Below are 16,737 nucleotides of genomic sequence, written 5' to 3' on the forward strand. Positions count from 1 at the left end.
ATCCACCCATCCACCCGCCTACCCATCCACCCATCCACCCACCTACCCATCCACCCACACCCTGCGCCCTATACATTTTCTGTTAGGGTTGTGGGTGGCATTGAATCCGCAATGATGAAGCTACTCTGCATTAGCAACGGCCACGGCGAAGACGGCATCGCAGTTCGCGTTCTCAAACAGCTGCGTCAGCTGCCGGGTTCGCCCAGCCTGGCGGCCCTGCCCATTGTGGGTGAGGGCCGCGCTTACGAAAAAGCAGGTATTCCCATTCAGGGGCCGACCCAGGCCATGCCCTCCGGCGGCTTCATCTATATGGATCGCCACGAGCTGCTGCGCGACTTACAGGGGGGGCTGGTGGGGCTAACGTTGGCCCAGCTTAAGACCGCGCGGCAGTGGGCCAAAAGCGGCGGCAAAATTTTGGCGGTGGGGGATATTGTGCCGCTGGCGATCGCCTGGCAGAGCGGGGCCGAGTACAGCTTCATCGGCACCGCCAAGTCAGAATACTACATTCGCGATGAGCACCACCGCCTGCCCGGACGCCCGCTTTTGGAGGGTTGGTCGGGCTCGGTATACGTGCCCTGGGAACGGTGGCTGATGGCGCGTCCTCGCTGCCAGGGGGTGTTTTTGCGCGACCAGCTCACCGCCGATACGCTGCGATCGCTGGGGGTGCCCGCCCACTACCCCGGCAACCCGATGATGGATGAGCTAGAGACTCGCGCTGAAAAACTGACTCAAATCACCGCCACCTTTCCCCCGGCTCCGGCGCGGCTCACGCTGGCGCTGCTGCCCGGCTCGCGTGCGCCTGAGGCCTTTGACAACTGGCAGCGCATGGTGGAGGCGATCGCGTCGGTAATGGAGACCTTTGGCGATCGCCAAATTCGGCTGCTGGCCGCCCTGGCTCCCTCGCTAAACCTGGCCGCCTTTAAAGACGTGCTGCTCGACGCAGGCTGGCAGCCGGTCGCGGGCGAGTACCCCACATTTCAGCGCGGCAATGGAATGCTGGTGCTAACCACCAACGCCTTCGCCGAGTGCCTGCACCTGGCCGATGCGGCCCTGGCTACCGCAGGCACCGCCACCGAGCAGGCCGTGGGTCTGGGTAAACCCGTCGTCACTTTCCCCGGCTCCGGCCCGCAGTTTACCTACGCTTTTGCCGAAGCCCAGTCCCGGCTGCTCGGCCCGTCTATTCTGCTGCTCAGCCAGCCCAGCGAAGCGGGGGCTGCCCTACAAAGGTGCCTGGCCGATGCCCCTCGGCTGCAGCAAATCGCTGAGAACGGTCGCCGTCGCATGGGACCACCGGGGGCGGCGGGGGCGATCGCTGAAGCCCTGCACCAGCACTACGCCCAGCCGCCCTATTCCGACGCCACCTCTTGGGCTGCCTGATTGCGGCTGGGGTCGCCGTAGCGAAACGGTCCGGTCTGCATTCGCACCTTGGTACGCAGTTCGGCGGGCGCTTCGGCGGCTCCCCAGTGGGCCTGAATCGCCTGCAATAGCTGGTCTTGCTGCACCCGCAGGTCAGGAATATCCCAGCCTTTGTTGATAATGGCAAACCAAACCGGCCCTTTCTCGGCGGTGGGCACCATTCCTGCCAGGGCGCTGACCTCGGCCAGGCTGCCGGTTTTAACGGCGGCAGTGGGGGGCAGACGGCGATCGATCAGCGTGCCAATATCCTCCCCCGCCACTGGCATCACGTCTGCGACCGAAAAGCCCTGGGCACTTAGCTCGCGCTGCAGCGCCACCGTCATCGCCACCGCCACTCGGGCCGACATCTGGTTCTCAACCCCCAGACCCGAGCCATTGGCCAGGCTGAGTTCCCCCGCCGGTAGTTCGGCCGCTGCGATCGCCTTCGCCATTACCTGCCCCGGCCCGCCCGCCAGCTCACCCACCAGTTCAGCCATCACGTTGTTGCTGTAGATATTCATCGCCTTGAGAATGGCCACCAGCGGCAGCGACTGGTGCCGCACCACCCACTCGATCGGCACATTCTCCAGATCAGCCGCCGGAATCCAGCGCGCGTCGCCGTCGATTTGCAGGTTGGGCTGGGGGGTGCCGGGGGCCAGGTTGCCGTAGGCCTGCCGAGCTTCTCCAGTCCAGGTGGCAACCGACATAGCCTGCTTCAGGTCGGCCAGAGAATCGGCCCGTTCCTCCTCAAAATTCATGGTGAATGGGCCAGTCACCAGGACTTCCCCCGTCACTCGCTGAATACCCAGCTCCTGTAGGCGGTTGGCCAGCGCAATGCCTTCTTCCCACACAAACAGCGGGTCGCCGCTGCCCTGGATGACCAGATCGCCGTTGAGCACGCCATCACTCTGCAGCGTGCCCCGCAGGCCAACCAGGGTATCGAAACGGTGGTCGAGGGGCCAGGTCTGCAGCGCCGCCAGCGTGGTGGCCAGCTTGGTCAACGAGGCGGCGGGCATGAGTACGCTGCCCCGGTGCTCGGCCACCACGCTCTGGCCCACCTGAATCCAAATGCCCTGGTCGGGCACAGACCACCCCTGCCGCCGCAGTCCGGCAACATAGTTAGCCACGATCGCCTCTACTACCGGGTCGCGAGCCAGTTCGGCAATCCACGGCGACTGCCACTCAATTTGCAGGGCAGTGGGGTTAAGGCCCGAGGGCTGCAGGGGCTTGGGTTCTCCCGTGCCCAGCAAAATCGAGAGCAACCCCAGGGGCAGGGTCAATAGCGGTAGGGCAGCCACTGGTTGCGAGTCCTCCACGCGGTTATGGCCAAAGCGATCGGCCGGGGTTCCCCGACTAAGATACACCAGTTGGTTGGAAGTGGATGGGTAGGCGGGTAGAAGGGTGGATGGGTAGGCGGGTGGATGTGAGTAGCCGTAGGGTGAGCAATGCCCACCAGCTTTAACCCTGTGCTATTCGGATTAGGCACCGCCCACCAGCCTTAACCCTGTGCCATTCGGATTAGAGTGTTAAACCTGTGGTGTTTCAGGTTCTCATACCCTAACCATTTTTAAGCCGGTCTTTCTATGATTGTCTGCATTGCTGACCTGTTGAGTGCCGATGAGGTAGCCCGCCTTAGGGATGGCCTGGCTCAAGCCGAGTTTGTGCCAGGGGAAACGACGGCGGGCTGGCACGCCAAGCTGGTCAAGCAAAATGAGCAGGCGGCGAAACAGGCGGCGGTTGAGCCGTTAAAGGTGATGGTGCGGCAGGCACTGACCCGCAATGCGCTGTTTCAGGCCGTGGCCTGCCCCAGGATTGTGCATTCTCTACTGTTTAGCCGCTACGGTGCGGGCATGAGCTACGGGCGGCACACCGACAACGCTCTAATGGGGGGCGCTAGCTTTTACCGCTCCGACCTGTCGTTTACGGTGTTTTTGAGTGAGCCCGAAACCTACGACGGTGGCGAACTGGTCATTGAGGGGGCCGACAGTGAGCAGCCCTACAAGCTGGCGGCGGGGAGCGCCATTGTGTACCCCTCCACCACGCTGCATCGGGTGGAGCCGGTGGTGACGGGCGATCGCACTGTGGTAGTGGGCTGGGTGCAAAGCCTGGTGCGCGATGCTGCCCGCCGCGAGATTTTGTTCGATCTCGAAACGGTGAAGCGCACAATATTTGCCCAAACCGGCAAGACCCCTGAGTTTGACCTCTTAAGCAAAACCACCGCCAACCTGCTGCGTCGCTGGGCCGAGTAGGGGTACAGAGCAATCGCCCTCGACTCTACAGGAACCATTATCAATAAAAAAGCCTGCGATCGCGCACTGCACCGGGGTGATGTACATCACGAAGCTTCCCCCTGCTCTCTTTTACAATGCGGAGCTTGGGCAACCAAAAGCTGCGGGAATCTAAAACCTCAGCTCGGTTGTATTGCCAACGTCCACTGGGTTAGAACAGGTTCGACGCAGGGGTATTGCACGGCAATGCCCCCACCGAAGGACTTTGCCTGACAACAGGTCTTGCCTTAGTTCTATTTGACAGTGATTTGCATTTGAAATACAGTCTAAGACTATCGTTTCAACTTGATCTGGGTTTTATGAACGCTCGATACAAGGCTGTAGACCTGTTTTTGGCTGCGGGGTTGATAGTTGCCGGAGCGCCAGCGGTCGCAGGCGCAGAGGTTATGCCGGGGGCAACCTCTGCGAGCAGCCGTGCCGATGCCACTCTGGTGGGCCAGGGTGCTGTCTGCCAACCCGTTGCTATAGATGGCGGCGGTGAAGGCGGCGCTGAGGGTAGCGAGGGCGGCGAGGGCGGCGAAGGCGGCGAAGGCGGCGAGGGCGGCGAGGGCGGTGCCGCAGTACCCGCTGAGGCCGTGGTGCTAGCGCCCGAAGAGCAGTTCAGCGATCGCCAGATCATTACCGACTTTGTCGATGCCTTAGTTGTCCCCAACTACGAGCAGCTCACCGAGCGATCGGGCGAGCTGTCTGAGGCCATTGCCGCCTTTGTAGAAGAGCCCACCGAGGAGACCCTGACCATCGCCCGTCAGGCCTGGTTGGCGACCCGCCAGCCCTGGGAGCAGAGCGAAGCCTTTGCCTTTGGCCCCGCCGCCTCGCTGGGGCTCGATGCCGAACTCGACGACTGGCCCCTCAACGAAACCGACGTGCAGGCGGTGCTAGAGAGCGAGAATGCCCTCACCCCCGAGTACGTAGCCGGTTTGCAAACCAGCCAGAAGGGCTTCCATGCGATCGCCTTTCTGCTGTTTGGCACCGATGCCGACAAGCCCCTTAATGCCTTTACCGAGCGCGAGCTAGAGTATCTGTCCGCCATTGGCCCAGTGTTCGACCAAACCGCCAACGCCCTGCTCACCAGCTGGACTGAGGGCATCGACGGGTTTCCGGCCTACCGCAGCGAGTTCGTCGAGGCGGGTGAAGACAGCGGTGCGTACCTGAGCGTGCAGGCCGCCGGAGAAGAAATTGTGCAGGGCATTCTCGGCATTTTAGACGAGCTGGCCAACGTCAAAATTGGCGAGGCGCTAGACACCCAAAACCCGTTCTTGCTAGAGGCCCGCTTTGCCCAAAGCTCGCTGCAAGACTTTCAAGACAACCTGCTGAGTGCTCAAAATGCCTACACGGGCAGCTTCGCGGCGGGCGATACCCAGGGCAAAGGGCTACAGACATTTGTGGCCTCGGTCAATCCGGCCCTCGATGCCGAGATTCAGGCCCAGATGGAAGAGGCTCAGGCGGCGGTGGCCGCTATTCCCGGCCCGATCGAAACCACTCTGTGCGACCCCAGCGCTCGGCCCCAGATCGAAACCGCCCAGGACAGCATTTTGGCGCTGTTTGAAACCTTCGAGCAGCAGGTGCTGCCCCTGGTACAGCAGTGATCTACTCCTGGCTCAGCCCTCGATACCGGGGGCAAACCTGGCATCGTCAGCTAGTCCTTGGGTTAGTGGCCCTGGTCGCGGGTGTTACTCTCTCGGCCCTGCTGCGATCGCCCGCCTATTCCCAAACCCCTCGCCCCCAGGCGGGCGGCGACACTACCGTCTACAGCCGCACCTCCCGCGCCTTTGAGCAACCCGCCCCTAACCTAGATGCCTACTGGGCCGAGCGCCACGCCGTGGGCGATCTCGCCTTTGAGGCCGCCTTTGTCACCGCACCGGCCCAGGTCAACCCCGGTCTTGGCCCGCTGTTTAACGGCACCGCCTGTGCCGGGTGCCACATCAAAAACGGGCGCGGTCTGCCAGAAAAAGGGCAGCGGGCCGTGCGTGTCAGCCAGCTGGAGCCGGGCCACGGCACCGTTACCGATCCCTTCACCCAGGAGGCCGAGTCACCGGGTGCCAATACGCCTGCGGTGCCCGGCATTGGTCTGCAGCTGCAGGAGCAGGGGGTGTACGGCCACGCCCCCGAAGCCATCGTGCAGCTAGACTGGCAAGAGCAGACGGGCACCTACGCTGATGGCAGCGAGTATCGGCTGCGATCGCCCCAAATTACCCTGCTGCACCTCGACGACACCCCCTGGCCAGCGGGAATTGCGATCTCAAACCGGATTGCACAGCCCGTATTTGGGGCCGGTTTGCTGGAGGCGGTGCCCGAGGCCGAGATTGTGCAGCGGGCCGACCCGAGCGATCGCGACGGCGACGGCGTATCGGGTCGCCCCAACCGAGTGTGGAACGTGGTAGACCAGCGCCCCACCCTGGGCCGCTTTGGCTGGAAAGCCAATACCCCTACCCTGTTGCAGCAGTCGGCAGCGGCCTACGTCAACGACATGGGCATCAGCAACCCCCTCTTTCCCGAGGCCGATGGCCAGACAGACATTGACACAGACACCCTAGAAGCCGCAGAAGCCTACGTGCAGACCATTGCGGTACCCGCCCGCACCCTCCTAGATGACCCGAGGGTGCAGCAGGGAGAGCGCTTGTTTTCAGCGGCCAACTGCACCGCCTGCCACCTGTCCGAACTTCGCACCGGCACCCACAAAATTCCGGCCCTAGCCAACCAAACCATCCACCCCTACACTGACCTGCTGCTCCACGACATGGGGCCTGGGCTGGCCGACGGGCGGCCCGACTTCGAGGCCACCGGGCAGGAGTGGCGCACGCCACCGCTGTGGGGCGTGGGGCTAACCCAGACGGTGCTGCCCTTCGCGGGCTTTTTGCACGACGGTCGCGCCCGCACCCTAGAAGAAGCAATTCTCTGGCACGGCGGGGAGGCCGAACGGGCAAAAGAAACCTTTCGGGCCATGGCCGCCGCCGATCGCGCCGCGCTGATTCGGTTTCTGCGATCGCTCTAAGCTAAGCGTCAATGCAGTTGTCTTCGCCTTCGCTAAAATGAATCGGGCAGCCAGCACGCCTACTCCTCGATAAAGGTGTCTTCTGCCTCTAGGTCGGGTAGCAAAACGCTGGCCACCTCGGGAAAATGCCTTTTCATACAGTTGTCGCAGACCCCGTGGGTAAAACCGACATCGGAGTGTTGTTGAATAAACGCCTCCACGGTTGACCAGTAGCCCTGATCGCTGCGGATGCCCTTGCAATAGGAGCAAATGGGAATCAAGCCGGCCATGGTCTCCATTTTTTCCAGCGCCTCGGCCAGTTGTGACGACACCCGCTGTAGCTCCAGCTGCATCACCACCTGACGGGCTAGAGCTTCTAACGTTTTGATTTGATAGTCGTTTAGGGTTCTGGGTTTGCGGTCGATGACGCACAGCGTACCCAGGGCCTGACCACCGGGCGAAATCAAAGGAACGCCCGCATAAAACCGAATGCCAAGCTCACCCGTCACCAGCGGATTGTGGGCAAACCGTTCATCCTCGGCGGCATCATTCACAATCATGATGGCCGGGCTCAATATGGCATGGGCGCAAAACGAAACGTCTCGGTGGGTCTCCTGCGCGACAAGACCCACCTTAGATTTAAACCACTGCCGCTCTGCGTCAACCAGGCTAATCAGGGCAATGGGTACATCGCAGATATAGGCGGCCAGCGAGGTGATGTCGTCGTAGGAATGCTCAGCAGGCGTATCTAAAACCTTGTACTGCCTGAGCGCCTCGAGTCGATCAGCTTCTTGGGTTGGGGTTTTGGCTCTCATCGAACTGCCGCACTGCCTTATTTGATTTTATAAACGTCATTTTAGAAAGCTCCCCCAGGAGCATGTAGCTTATAGACGAAGACTTGACAGTGCTTAACGTGTGTCGCTGGGCTGACCTCACTCCGGCAAACTTAGCTGCGAAGAAGCCTGCGCTTAGAGAGCCGATCAAACGGCGGCACTATGGCGTCGAAAGCTTAAAGGAGGAGGGGCAAGACCAGCCTGATACCACGCAAGACAGAGATATCTACAGAACCTTTAATAAAGTGTTACATTCATAGATATGAAGTCCCATTAAAAGGAATGTCACCATGGATATTCGTCAAGAATTGCCCCTGGAGCAACAGTTTGAACTTCAGGTATTTGAGCAGCAGGTGCGATCGCTCTCCCAAGAAGATGCCCAAACCCTGCTTGTGCAGCTAAAAGAGTCAATGCTGTACCAAAGCACCACGTTTCGGGAAATTCTTAAAACCACCTGGGGAATTGGCAAAGGCCCTGACTTCGGGCAAGAAGCATTGGCAGAAGGATAATTGCCTAGATTAGAAACACCAATGTTCTCAAAGCAACTTATATTTGGGGCTCCCACTAGTCACTAGCCCGGCTTTCTTCAAGCACTTGAAAAAAGCCGGGTTAATAATTTTGGGTTGAGCATCGAATTGCTTTTCGGCCTAAGGGGTAGACCTAATTGTCAGTATTCGATTGTTATATTAAAACCAACTAAGAGCGCTGAAGGGCCAGCACCTCGTCCGAGGTCATTGGCTCGGCAGTCATGGTGTAGAGAACGCCGTCGCGTACCGACACCAAATTTAAGTAGTAGCTAGCTTCTCCCGGTTTGCTGACGGCGTAGACTCTGACGCCAGAGTCGATGGAGAGCACGTCGCCCGTTACATTGCTGAGGGTGTAGCCCTGGGCCTCTAGCCGCTCTTGGAGAGCACTGGCAGCCCCACGCCAGCTGCTGCTAACGGGGCTGCGCCAGCAGTCGGCCATCCCTTCGCAGGCGGCCTGAGCGCCCTCTAGGTGAGGGAAGTTGGGGTAGGCAGCAGGKGTTTCGGGTTCAGATACGGTTGGCGGCGGCGGTGGGGTAAACGCGGCGGGTTCGGGGGGAATCGCCGTAGGCGAGGCCGGGGACGACTCTACTGGGGCGACCGGCTGAGGGGCAACTGGCCGAGGGGCGACCTGAGGGGCGGGCTGCATCCTCGGTGCAACGACATCGGGCTGAGCCGGTGGCTGGGCTAAATTTTCGGCGGGGGGTGCTTCTGCCGTGGCAGATTTGGGCAGCACCGTTACCGCAACGTCTTTTAATTCGGCAGGCGCTTCATCTGTGACAGCGACAGGCTGGGGTTCGCCCGTGGGGCCTGGTACCACGAGCACCAGCAGCACACCGTGGGCCGCTAGAGAGGCGAAAACACACAATGGCCCCAGCCAAGCGCGCGCTTCGCGAAGCGATCCATGCTGTTTAGCAACGGTGCGGCGTAGGGTAAAGGTCGAGGGAGCCAGTCTGGGAGCCATTGTCGAAAGGGTGCGATCGCAGGTGCGGTTAAGCTAACAGGACTTATTCTTCTTAGGCCATTCTAAGGCTATTCTTCCATTGTCTCAAGTTCCTGCTTTTGAGGCAGCTAGGCTGGCAGAGAGGCCAGTCATCAACGGCAGGAGTGTCAAAACTGTCCACTACAGCGTTGGCTTTAAACTCTAGCTTTATCAAGAAAGGCTTTCAATAAGCTGTACAATGCGATCTGACTTCTCAATAGTTTGAGGCGTTCGCCTGAGGTGCCTGAGACTCTGTTGAGACTTAATTTTTTGAGGTAACACCCTATGAAACTAGGAAGACGTACATTTTTGGGGGCGGGTGCTGCCGCTACCGCTGTCGCCCTGGGTCAGCTGCGCCAGCGCCCCGCCAATGCTCAGTTTGGTTTTGGCCGGGGTCGAGCCGTCAATCTTTACTCGGCCCGCCACTACGACACCGACGACCAGCTTTACGAAGGGTTCCGTGAGGCCACGGGCATTCGCGTCAACCTGGTTGAGGCCGAAGCCGACCAGCTAATCGAGCGGATCAAGAGCGAAGGGCAAAACAGCCCCGCCGACATTCTCATGACCGTCGATGCCGGTCGCCTCTGGCGCGCCGAGCAGGAAGACCTGTTCCAGCCGGTCACCTCCTCAATCTTGAACGAGGCGATTCCTGAAAACCTGCGCCACCCCGATGGGCTGTGGTTTGGCCTCACCAAGCGGGCGCGAGTGCTGGTATACAACAAAGCTACCGTAGACCCCGCCGAGCTTTCCACCTACGAAGACCTGGCCGATCCCAAATGGCGCGGGCGCATTTTGGTGCGTAGCTCGACCAATATCTACAACCAGTCGCTGGTAGGCTCAATAATTGCCGCCCACGGGGCCGAAGAAACCGAGGAGTGGGCACGGGGCCTGGTGGCCAACCTTGCCCGCAATCCGGAAGGGGGCGACACCGATCAGATCAAGGCGGTGGCGGCTGGTTTGGGCGATATCGCGATTTCTAACACCTACTACTTAGCCCGCTTGGCCAAGTCTGACAAGCCCGAGGAGCAGGCGATCGCTGAGCAGATGGGCGTATTTTTCCCCAACCAGGGCGATGGTCCTAACGGGCGCGGTACCCACGTCAATATCAGCGGGGCCGGGGTGGTCAAGACCGCACCCAATGCTGAGGCGGCGGTGCAGTTTCTAGAGTACCTGGCTAGCCCCGAAGCCCAGCGCATTTTTGCCGAAGGCAACAACGAGTACCCTGTGGTTGAGGGCGTGGCGGTTGACTCGGTGGTGGCCGGTTTTGGCGACTTCAAAGAAGACTCGCTGAATGCCTCGGTGTTTGGCCGCAACAACCCCGAAGCCCTGCGCATTACCGATCGCGCTGGCTGGGCTTAAGGGCTTCAGGGGTCAGGTGCCTTGCTAGATCCCAGGGGCTTTGCTTCTCATCGGACAGGCACTTGGCCCCTTCAACTAAACCTCTTGTCGCATCAGTCTCTATTAAAAATAGAGACTGATTTTTTTATTGAAGAAGGTTGGGCTGCGATCGCATTGATTACCCCTCTAAATCTCAACGCGAAACCACAGAACGACGTCTGAAAACATGGCCGACCCTAGCACAACGCGAAAGTCAATGAGGTTTTCAAGTGATTCACCGGGAATAAACTTATTGCCGTCAACGGCTTCGTGCAGCGATCGATAGACCTTTTGATCTAGCGTTCTAGATTCAACTACCTTACTGGAAGGGATGTTTTCGTCGCCCTGAAGATCGTTAAGGGCAATGATATATTTAACCGAAGTAGAAAGGGGCAGCACTTTGTAGGTCAAAATCGGTTTTGCTAGCAGGGTGCCTTTGACAAAATTATTGGGCAATTCAAATTTACGCACGCGCTTGACCTGATCAGCTTTTAATTCAAAGGGCTCGTCTTCAAGCAAAATGTAATTTGCAACTTGCATAGCTCGTCCTCAATGTATGGGCTTGTATGAGCTAGTTACACCGAGCGATCGCCCCATTCCGGACGGTCTTTTATTGTTAAGAAATTACCCACCTATCCGAGCAAAATTGTGGCGGCGGTGGTTTTAACAATTCAGAAAAGCCACTCAATGCGGTCAGGAATTGCGGGCCGGGCGGCTTGATAGTGGGTTTCGCAGAGGAGGTAGTCGCTGGTGTAGGTGGGCATACGCTTGAGCCCGAGCTGATGATGGTGAGGATCTGCTTCGCGTAGAAAGGCGTGTAGGGCCAGAATGCCGAAACGCTCGGCTTCGGTGAGCAGACTATCCTTCAAACGATCGAGTTCGGCACCAGAAAATTCGCCCTCAAGCAGAGTGCCGGTGGCGGCTTTCATGGCATCCAGGGATTGCTGGATGTTCCAGTCGTTCATTGTGGTTTCGCCAGAGTAGAGGTTGGTCGCAGGCACGGCGAGGGGCGGCACGGTTTTTAGCACCCGCGAGACGCGGTTATCACAGGGCGCAACTTTGATCACCCAGTCGCAGGGAGCTTCAAACTCATAAACACCCACATCGGGCTGATGAATTCGGTGCTGGCATCGGCTTCGCACCAGAGATGCAGGCGATCGCGCTGGTCAAAGAGCTACCGTCAGTTGCCGTCAGTGGGTTCTAGGGTAAATAGGCAAAGGCCTGCTTTGGCTTCGTTGGCGATCGCCCGCATGATGCCCATTCCAATTCACCTCATGAGCCATGTGCTGTTCACGCTAGCGGCAGCTTTGCTGCATCCAGGCCGGAGGTGGCGATGCCGTGCTTCTTTCCCGTCGCCGGGTCTTTCTTCGCCAGCCACCGCTTCCGATCCATTGAGCAAAAGCCGTAGGTGAGCAGGAAGCGATCGCGCAGCCTCTCCAAAGGAGAATCGCGCCCAAATTCATCGATCACCGGGTCACTGAATAGCCTGAATGGGAGAAACTTGGCTTGGGCAATTCTTGGGCAGTCCTGCACTCAAATATCCGAAAGCCTGACAAAACAATTCTTTTACGTTATAGAAACTGTCTCAAAAAAACTACAGCATTTCCAGTAAGCCAGGGCTAGCCGAGGTTCAGACAGTGGCTAGAGTGGAGCTATAGCTGTTTGAGCAAGTATTAGACCTCAGCTATGCCTTGTTCTGAAGCCCCATCACCCGACAATATTTGTCATCCTAGGTGTCCTGCTCTCCCCAGGCTGATATATGGTCTTTGCAGGGCAACAGAATAGCCCATAGAAGGTACAAACTACCCACACTCAGCTTAATTTTTCTAAGCTAAGTGAGGCAAGGGGAATGCCGCAAGTTTTTACGGGAGCTGGCGCTCAACGGAGAGGGAGGGATTCGAACCCTCGTGAGGTGTGACCCCCAAACAGTTTTCGAGACTGCCGCATTCAACCACTCTGCCACCTCTCCAAGGGGCTTTGCTATTCTACCGCTGAATCGGATCTACAGACGACTCTACGGCAAAAAAACGGTAAAAAAGGCAGCCTCAGAGGCCGTTTGGCAGGTTGTTTGAAGCCGCGCCCTTTGCAGGGGTACCGCAATCCGGGAAGATGAAGTAACTCTGTTCGCCCCCGTTAACGGACTGCTATGGTGCCTGGTCTTTCTGACGATTTGCTGGCTGAGAAACTGATCGACCTGGCCCTAAAGCGGGGAGCCGAAGCGGCGGAGGTGCTGCAATCGCGATCGCGATCGCGCCCCGTATTTTTTGAAGCCAATCGCCTCAAGCAGCTCGAAAGCTCGGCTGCTCTGGGCACGGCCCTGCGGCTGTGGGTGAATGGACGACCGGGGCTAGCCGTGGCCTACGGCAATGTGGACCCCGAGGCGATCATCGATAAAGCGCTGGCCATCAGTGCCCTCAACGACCCTGAAACCGTTGATCTGGTGGAGGGCAGCCGCCGTGCGTACCCGGATATGGGCCAGGAGGTGCCGGTGGAGCAGCTGATCGAGTGGGGCCAGGGCATGATCGATTGCATTCGCAGCGCCTACCCCGAAGTAATTTGCGGCGTTGACGTCGAGTGCGATGTCGAAACCACCCGCATTCTCAACACCAAAGGGCTCGACTGCCGCTACAGCGACGCCACCCTGAGCAGCTATTTGTCGGCAGACTGGGTGCGGGGCGACGATTTTTTGAGCGTGAGCGACGGCCAAACCCAGCGCGATCGCCTCAATGTCGAGACACTGACCCAGCAGGTGTTGCAGCGGCTGGCCTGGGCTGAGCAATCGGCGGAGGTCGAAACCGGGCGCATGCCCGTGATCTTTACCGCCAAGGCTGCCGACATGCTGTGGAGCACGCTGCAGTCGGCGCTCAGCGGCAAACGGGTGCTGGAGCGATCGTCGCCCTGGAGCAATGCCCTGGGCGAGCAGATGACATCGTCGCGCATCACCCTGCGGCAAGACCCCGAAGCGGGGCCGTTTAGCTGCCCCTTTGACGACGAGGGCACCCCCACCCAGCGATTGGTGTTTATCGACAAAGGGGTGGTGACGCTGTTTTACAGCGATCGCGCCGTGGGCCGCACCTTGGGGGCCGAGTCTACCGGCAACGGCTTTCGCCCCGGACTGGGCAGCTACCCCACCCCCAGCCTTTACAACACCCTGGTGCAGCCGGGCACAAAATCGCTAGATGAGCTGATTGGCAGCGTTGAAAACGGCGTGCTGGTCGATCAAATTTTGGGCGGCGGGGCAGGCATTGCCGGAGATTTTTCGGTGAACATCGACCTGGGCTACCGCATTCACCGGGGGGAGCTGGTGGGTCGCATTAAAGACACCATGGTGGCGGGCAACGTCTACAGTGCACTCAAAGACAACGTAGAACTGGGCAGCGACGCCGACTGGAATGGCTCATGCTACACCCCTTCGGTGCTGCTCGACGGGCTTTCGATTACGAGTGGTTGACCGGCTGGCACTGGGGGCAAATGTAGCAGCGTCGCCCCCCAATCACAATTTTGGCGATCGCCGTGCCGCAGCGGTAGCAGGGTTTGCCCTGGCGGCCAAAGGCCCAGTGGCGGTAGTCGCGGCGGCGGTAGCCGGTCTGCTTGAGGTGGGCGGCCAGAGCCAGGTCGTTGGTAATGCCGTTATGGCGATACGACTGTTGAGGCAGGGCCAGGGCGGCCTCGGCAAAGGCGGCAATTTGCTCAGGAGTGCAGTCTACGGGCCGTTGAGCGGGGTGAATGCAGGCCACATACAAAATTTCGGTGCGCAAATAGTTGCCAATGCCACCGAGGAAGCCCTGATCGAGCAGCAGGGTGGCAAACTGGCGGCGGCGAAATGGGGCACTCAGGGTTCTGGCTTCTACGTCAGTGGGGGTGACGGTAGCATCGAGGGTATCGGGGCCGAGCTTGGCGATATAGGGGTGGGTGAGCACCGCATCGGCACTCAGCACCTCGATATCAGAAGCGCTGTAGAGCAAGGCCCACCGCCGCGAGGTCTGCACCGAAAAGCGCAGCTGGCGGCGACTGGCCGGAACGGCATCGGGCTTACAGATCACCCAGATGCCGTAGAGCTGGTTGTGGCTGTAGACCGCCAGCCCATTGTCGAATCTGGTAACCAGGGCTTTGCCGTAGGGTTTAACCGCCGTCACCGTGTGACCAACCAGCTCATCCTCGTAGGGTTTGAGCCGATCAAAGGCGAAGAACACATCAGAGGCGACTTCGCCTGCGATCGCCCGCTGAATTTTATCGGCAGCGCGGCGAATTTCGGGGCCTTCGGGCATGGGGTTACCGCTGGTAGCCCCAAAAGTCCATCAGTTCGCGGGCGCGGGCAGCCCCTTCGGCATCGCCCTGGCGACCGTAGAGAATGGCGGCCAGCTCCAGATTAGAGAGGGCCTGGGCCTCTAGCCCCTGACCGTGGAGCGCCAGACCCAGGTTGTAAAAGGCGGCGGGGTCATCGGGCAGGGCATCGACCACCTTGCGGTAGGAGAGCACCGCCTGCAGGTACTGCTCGCGCTCCAGCAGCAGTTCGCCCAGCAGGGCATGGGCCGCGACGAGCTCGGGGTCGAGTCGCACCGCCCGCAGCAGGTAGTCAAAGGCGGCCTCGCGATCGCCCTGCTGGTAGAGCACGTAGCCCATCTGGTGCTGAGCATTGGCGTTTTGAGGTTCGACCCGCAGCGCCTCGCGCAGGTTTTTGGCGGCCTCGGCGTAGTTCTCTTGCAGCAGGTAGATGTTGGCCACGCTGACGTGGAGGTCGCCGTCGTTGGGGTTGGCCCGCAACCCCTGATTCAGGTAGGTGAGGGCCTGGTCGTAGTTTTCTTGCTGAATGTAGAGCGAGCCTAGCGCCTCGTAGACCTGGGCATTGTTAGGGGCAATGCGGGCCAGGCTCTGGTAAGTTTCTAGGGCAGCGTCGTAGTCGCTGCGCTCGATTTGAATGCCGCCAATGCCCAAGTGAGCGTTGACCTCACGAGGGTTGGTGCCCAAAATTTCCCGATAGGTGGCCAGGGCAGCGTCGAGCTGGCCATTTTTGTACTGGCTATGGGCCAGGCCGTAGCGAAAGGCCAGGTTACCGCCGTCAAGGGCGATCGCGCTGCGGTAGGCATTGATCGCCTCGCCGTAGTTGCCCTGCTGCACATAGAGGTAGCCAATGCCTGAAAACAGGCGGGGATTTTGACGATCGATGGCGGCAGCCTGCTGATAGGCCGCGATCGCCCCAGCGTAGTCGCGGGCCGATACCTTGGTTTGGCCCTGGCGCAGCAGGTCATCCACCTGCTCCTGCTGAGCGGCGCTGAGGCCGTTGCTGCTGTTCTGCGCGACCCACAGCGGCGGCACGGGTTCTGGGGCCTGGCCAAACTCGTTGAGAGCTGGGGATGGCGGCACTGGGGCAGCAGCTTGAACGTTGGGCATGACCACCCAACTGCCCATTAGCCCACTCAAAATTGCGATCGCCGCGTGACTGCGTTTCACAGGAAACTCTCCTTACTGGTAGCCAAGTCGTTAAGGGTCCATTCCATATATTACAACTTGCCAACCGCTGTAAAGAATGGTCACTGTCGCACCGCCAGCCTCGGGTGATCCCGTAGCATTTAAGTATCAGGGTACACCAAATAAGAAAGCCCTGACCCGCTACACGCATCGCTACAATCTGCTTACATCAACATCCTTAAGCCGCGAGGTGCCAGTCATGAAAGGTCTGAATCTCTCAGTATTTGGCTACTTTTTTGATGGGTTAATGCAATATTTTGCCGAGCCCGTCGGCAGAATCTTTGGCCCCGACGACGACAACTATCCCAAAACCGGGGTACAGCCCTTTGATGGCGACACCTACGCCCAAACGGTCGAAACTCTCTAGACAAAGCCCAATGTTTACAACTTATTCTGTATCCAAAGCCCGCTTGCTAAGGCAGTAAGCGGGCTTTAGCATTTATGGGTAGACTGCTGTGCAGAATGCTCTGGAGCGATGCCGGTAGGGTTTAGGTCTCCATCGGCTTTAAGTGCTGTGCTGTGTCTCCAAAGCTCGTATTCGCTGATATCAATGTCTTCATTCCAAACGATTCCGTACCCACCTGGCTCAAGGGTAAAGCTCTTGAAGAAGGTAGGCTGCCGAAGGAGTGCAAATATTGGTTTCTCTAAAAGAGGGCTGATGTCGTAGTCTTTGATGGTTTGGTTGGTGAAGGTGACTCTGAGGATGCGATCGCTAATCGCTTCAACTTGACAGATTTTTGGATATTCCATGCCTGTATCCGACCTTACTTCAGAGGACGTTTGAAAAGTTGACTGGGCAGTAAAAAAGCTCACACGGTCTAGGCTGAGATTACGAACACTACAGCCCCGTGAGAGCGATGAGTAAAGCCTACACCAGCAATTTGACCCATGACCAGTT

The 16,737-nt window shown here is 59.1% G+C and carries 17 protein-coding genes and 1 tRNA gene; 8 read left to right on the forward strand and 10 right to left on the reverse strand.

Features of this window, described 5'->3' with window-relative positions; all coding sequences use genetic code 11:
- Positions 1-114 precede the first annotated feature (114 nt).
- Positions 115-1,377 carry a lipid-A-disaccharide synthase-related protein gene (locus IQ265_RS04690; RefSeq protein WP_194051050.1) on the forward strand — a complete coding sequence of 421 codons (1,263 nt, stop codon included), beginning with the start codon at positions 115-117 and terminating at the stop codon, positions 1,375-1,377.
- Here the strand turns inward: IQ265_RS04690 and IQ265_RS04695 are convergent.
- Positions 1,347-2,693, reverse strand: a complete 1,347-nt coding sequence (locus IQ265_RS04695; RefSeq protein WP_347404912.1) for a D-alanyl-D-alanine carboxypeptidase — start codon at positions 2,691-2,693, stop codon at positions 1,347-1,349. The two genes, IQ265_RS04690 and IQ265_RS04695, sit on opposite strands and share 31 nt — an antisense overlap.
- A 285-nt stretch (positions 2,694-2,978) precedes the next feature.
- On the opposite strand from IQ265_RS04695, the gene IQ265_RS04700 reads away from it, so the two are divergent.
- The 3 genes from IQ265_RS04700 (at position 2,979) to IQ265_RS04710 (ending at position 6,675) form a co-directional block, all read left to right on the forward strand.
- Positions 2,979-3,644 carry a Fe2+-dependent dioxygenase gene (locus tag IQ265_RS04700; RefSeq protein WP_194051052.1) on the forward strand — a complete coding sequence of 222 codons (666 nt, stop codon included), beginning with the start codon at positions 2,979-2,981 and terminating at the stop codon, positions 3,642-3,644.
- 338 nt (positions 3,645-3,982) lie between these two features.
- On the forward strand, positions 3,983-5,269 hold the full coding sequence (locus IQ265_RS04705; protein ID WP_228037559.1) for an imelysin family protein: 1,287 nt from the start codon (positions 3,983-3,985) through the stop codon (positions 5,267-5,269).
- Positions 5,266-6,675 carry a di-heme oxidoredictase family protein gene (locus tag IQ265_RS04710; RefSeq protein WP_194051053.1) on the forward strand — a complete coding sequence of 470 codons (1,410 nt, stop codon included), beginning with the start codon at positions 5,266-5,268 and terminating at the stop codon, positions 6,673-6,675. The genes IQ265_RS04705 and IQ265_RS04710 overlap by 4 nt, the downstream gene beginning before the upstream one ends.
- A 59-nt stretch (positions 6,676-6,734) precedes the next feature.
- On the opposite strand, the gene IQ265_RS04715 is transcribed toward IQ265_RS04710, so the two are convergent.
- On the reverse strand, positions 6,735-7,469 hold the full coding sequence (locus tag IQ265_RS04715; RefSeq protein ID WP_194051055.1) for a GAF domain-containing protein: 735 nt from the start codon (positions 7,467-7,469) through the stop codon (positions 6,735-6,737).
- A gap of 308 nt (positions 7,470-7,777) precedes the next feature.
- On the opposite strand from IQ265_RS04715, the gene IQ265_RS04720 reads away from it, so the two are divergent.
- Complete coding sequence (locus IQ265_RS04720) at positions 7,778-7,996, forward strand: NblA/ycf18 family protein (protein WP_194051057.1); 219 nt, start codon at positions 7,778-7,780, stop codon at positions 7,994-7,996.
- A gap of 187 nt (positions 7,997-8,183) precedes the next feature.
- On the opposite strand, the gene IQ265_RS04725 is transcribed toward IQ265_RS04720, so the two are convergent.
- The gene (locus IQ265_RS04725) at positions 8,184-8,975 is read right to left on the reverse strand and encodes a hypothetical protein (RefSeq protein WP_194051059.1); all 792 of its coding nucleotides are present in this window, start codon (positions 8,973-8,975) and stop codon (positions 8,184-8,186) included.
- 303 nt (positions 8,976-9,278) lie between these two features.
- On the opposite strand from IQ265_RS04725, the gene IQ265_RS04730 reads away from it, so the two are divergent.
- The gene (locus IQ265_RS04730) at positions 9,279-10,352 is read left to right on the forward strand and encodes a Fe(3+) ABC transporter substrate-binding protein (protein WP_194051061.1); all 1,074 of its coding nucleotides are present in this window, start codon (positions 9,279-9,281) and stop codon (positions 10,350-10,352) included.
- A 165-nt stretch (positions 10,353-10,517) separates the two neighbouring features.
- On the opposite strand, the gene IQ265_RS04735 is transcribed toward IQ265_RS04730, so the two are convergent.
- The 4 genes from IQ265_RS04735 to IQ265_RS04750 form a co-directional block, all read right to left on the reverse strand.
- A complete protein-coding gene (locus IQ265_RS04735) occupies positions 10,518-10,910 on the reverse strand; it encodes a hypothetical protein (RefSeq protein WP_194051063.1) in 393 nt (130 codons plus the stop codon).
- 131 nt (positions 10,911-11,041) lie between these two features.
- A complete protein-coding gene (locus IQ265_RS04740) occupies positions 11,042-11,512 on the reverse strand; it encodes a hypothetical protein (RefSeq protein ID WP_194051065.1) in 471 nt (156 codons plus the stop codon).
- A gap of 148 nt (positions 11,513-11,660) precedes the next feature.
- Positions 11,661-11,840 (reverse strand): hypothetical protein, encoded by a 180-nt coding sequence (locus tag IQ265_RS04745; RefSeq protein WP_194051158.1) that lies wholly within the window; start codon positions 11,838-11,840, stop codon positions 11,661-11,663.
- 412 nt (positions 11,841-12,252) lie between these two features.
- Positions 12,253-12,339 (reverse strand) — tRNA-Ser (locus IQ265_RS04750).
- A 177-nt stretch (positions 12,340-12,516) separates the two neighbouring features.
- On the opposite strand from IQ265_RS04750, the gene IQ265_RS04755 reads away from it, so the two are divergent.
- Positions 12,517-13,821: a TldD/PmbA family protein gene (locus IQ265_RS04755; protein WP_194051067.1), complete on the forward strand. Its 1,305-nt coding sequence runs from the start codon at positions 12,517-12,519 to the stop codon at positions 13,819-13,821.
- Here the strand turns inward: IQ265_RS04755 and nei are convergent.
- Positions 13,808-14,638, reverse strand: a complete 831-nt coding sequence (nei, locus tag IQ265_RS04760) for an endonuclease VIII (protein WP_194051069.1) — start codon at positions 14,636-14,638, stop codon at positions 13,808-13,810. The two genes, IQ265_RS04755 and nei, sit on opposite strands and share 14 nt — an antisense overlap.
- Before the next feature lie 4 nt (positions 14,639-14,642).
- Positions 14,643-15,821 (reverse strand): tetratricopeptide repeat protein, encoded by a 1,179-nt coding sequence (locus IQ265_RS04765; protein ID WP_194051071.1) that lies wholly within the window; start codon positions 15,819-15,821, stop codon positions 14,643-14,645.
- A gap of 217 nt (positions 15,822-16,038) precedes the next feature.
- Here IQ265_RS04765 and IQ265_RS04770 point away from each other — a divergent pair, with 217 nt between their 5' ends.
- Entirely contained in the window at positions 16,039-16,206 is a 168-nt protein-coding gene (locus tag IQ265_RS04770; protein ID WP_194051073.1) for an isochorismate synthase, read from the forward strand.
- A 65-nt stretch (positions 16,207-16,271) separates the two neighbouring features.
- On the opposite strand, the gene IQ265_RS04775 is transcribed toward IQ265_RS04770, so the two are convergent.
- Positions 16,272-16,589, reverse strand: coding sequence for a DUF2442 domain-containing protein (locus tag IQ265_RS04775; protein ID WP_194051074.1), 318 nt, complete (start codon positions 16,587-16,589; stop codon positions 16,272-16,274).
- Between the last annotated feature and the right edge of the window lie 148 nt (positions 16,590-16,737).

Source organism: Nodosilinea sp. LEGE 06152, assembly GCF_015207525.1.
In the GTDB taxonomy this organism is placed as follows: Bacteria; Cyanobacteriota; Cyanobacteriia; order Phormidesmidales; family Phormidesmidaceae; genus Nodosilinea.

Bases quoted from the DNA above. Each gene is read 5' to 3' on its own strand.
- IQ265_RS04690 (WP_194051050.1), top strand. From the start codon at position 115: ATGAAGCTACTCTGCATTAGCAACGGCCACGGCGAAGACGGCATCGCA.
- IQ265_RS04700 (WP_194051052.1), top strand. From the start codon at position 2,979: ATGATTGTCTGCATTGCTGACCTGTTGAGTGCCGATGAGGTAGCCCGC.
- IQ265_RS04705 (WP_228037559.1), top strand. From the start codon at position 3,983: ATGAACGCTCGATACAAGGCTGTAGACCTGTTTTTGGCTGCGGGGTTG.
- IQ265_RS04715 (WP_194051055.1), bottom strand. From the start codon at position 7,469: ATGAGAGCCAAAACCCCAACCCAAGAAGCTGATCGACTCGAGGCGCTC.
- IQ265_RS04720 (WP_194051057.1), top strand. From the start codon at position 7,778: ATGGATATTCGTCAAGAATTGCCCCTGGAGCAACAGTTTGAACTTCAG.
- IQ265_RS04730 (WP_194051061.1), top strand. From the start codon at position 9,279: ATGAAACTAGGAAGACGTACATTTTTGGGGGCGGGTGCTGCCGCTACC.
- IQ265_RS04735 (WP_194051063.1), bottom strand. From the start codon at position 10,910: ATGCAAGTTGCAAATTACATTTTGCTTGAAGACGAGCCCTTTGAATTA.
- IQ265_RS04755 (WP_194051067.1), top strand. From the start codon at position 12,517: ATGGTGCCTGGTCTTTCTGACGATTTGCTGGCTGAGAAACTGATCGAC.
- nei (WP_194051069.1), bottom strand. From the start codon at position 14,638: ATGCCCGAAGGCCCCGAAATTCGCCGCGCTGCCGATAAAATTCAGCGG.
- IQ265_RS04770 (WP_194051073.1), top strand. From the start codon at position 16,039: ATGAAAGGTCTGAATCTCTCAGTATTTGGCTACTTTTTTGATGGGTTA.
- IQ265_RS04775 (WP_194051074.1), bottom strand. From the start codon at position 16,589: ATGGAATATCCAAAAATCTGTCAAGTTGAAGCGATTAGCGATCGCATC.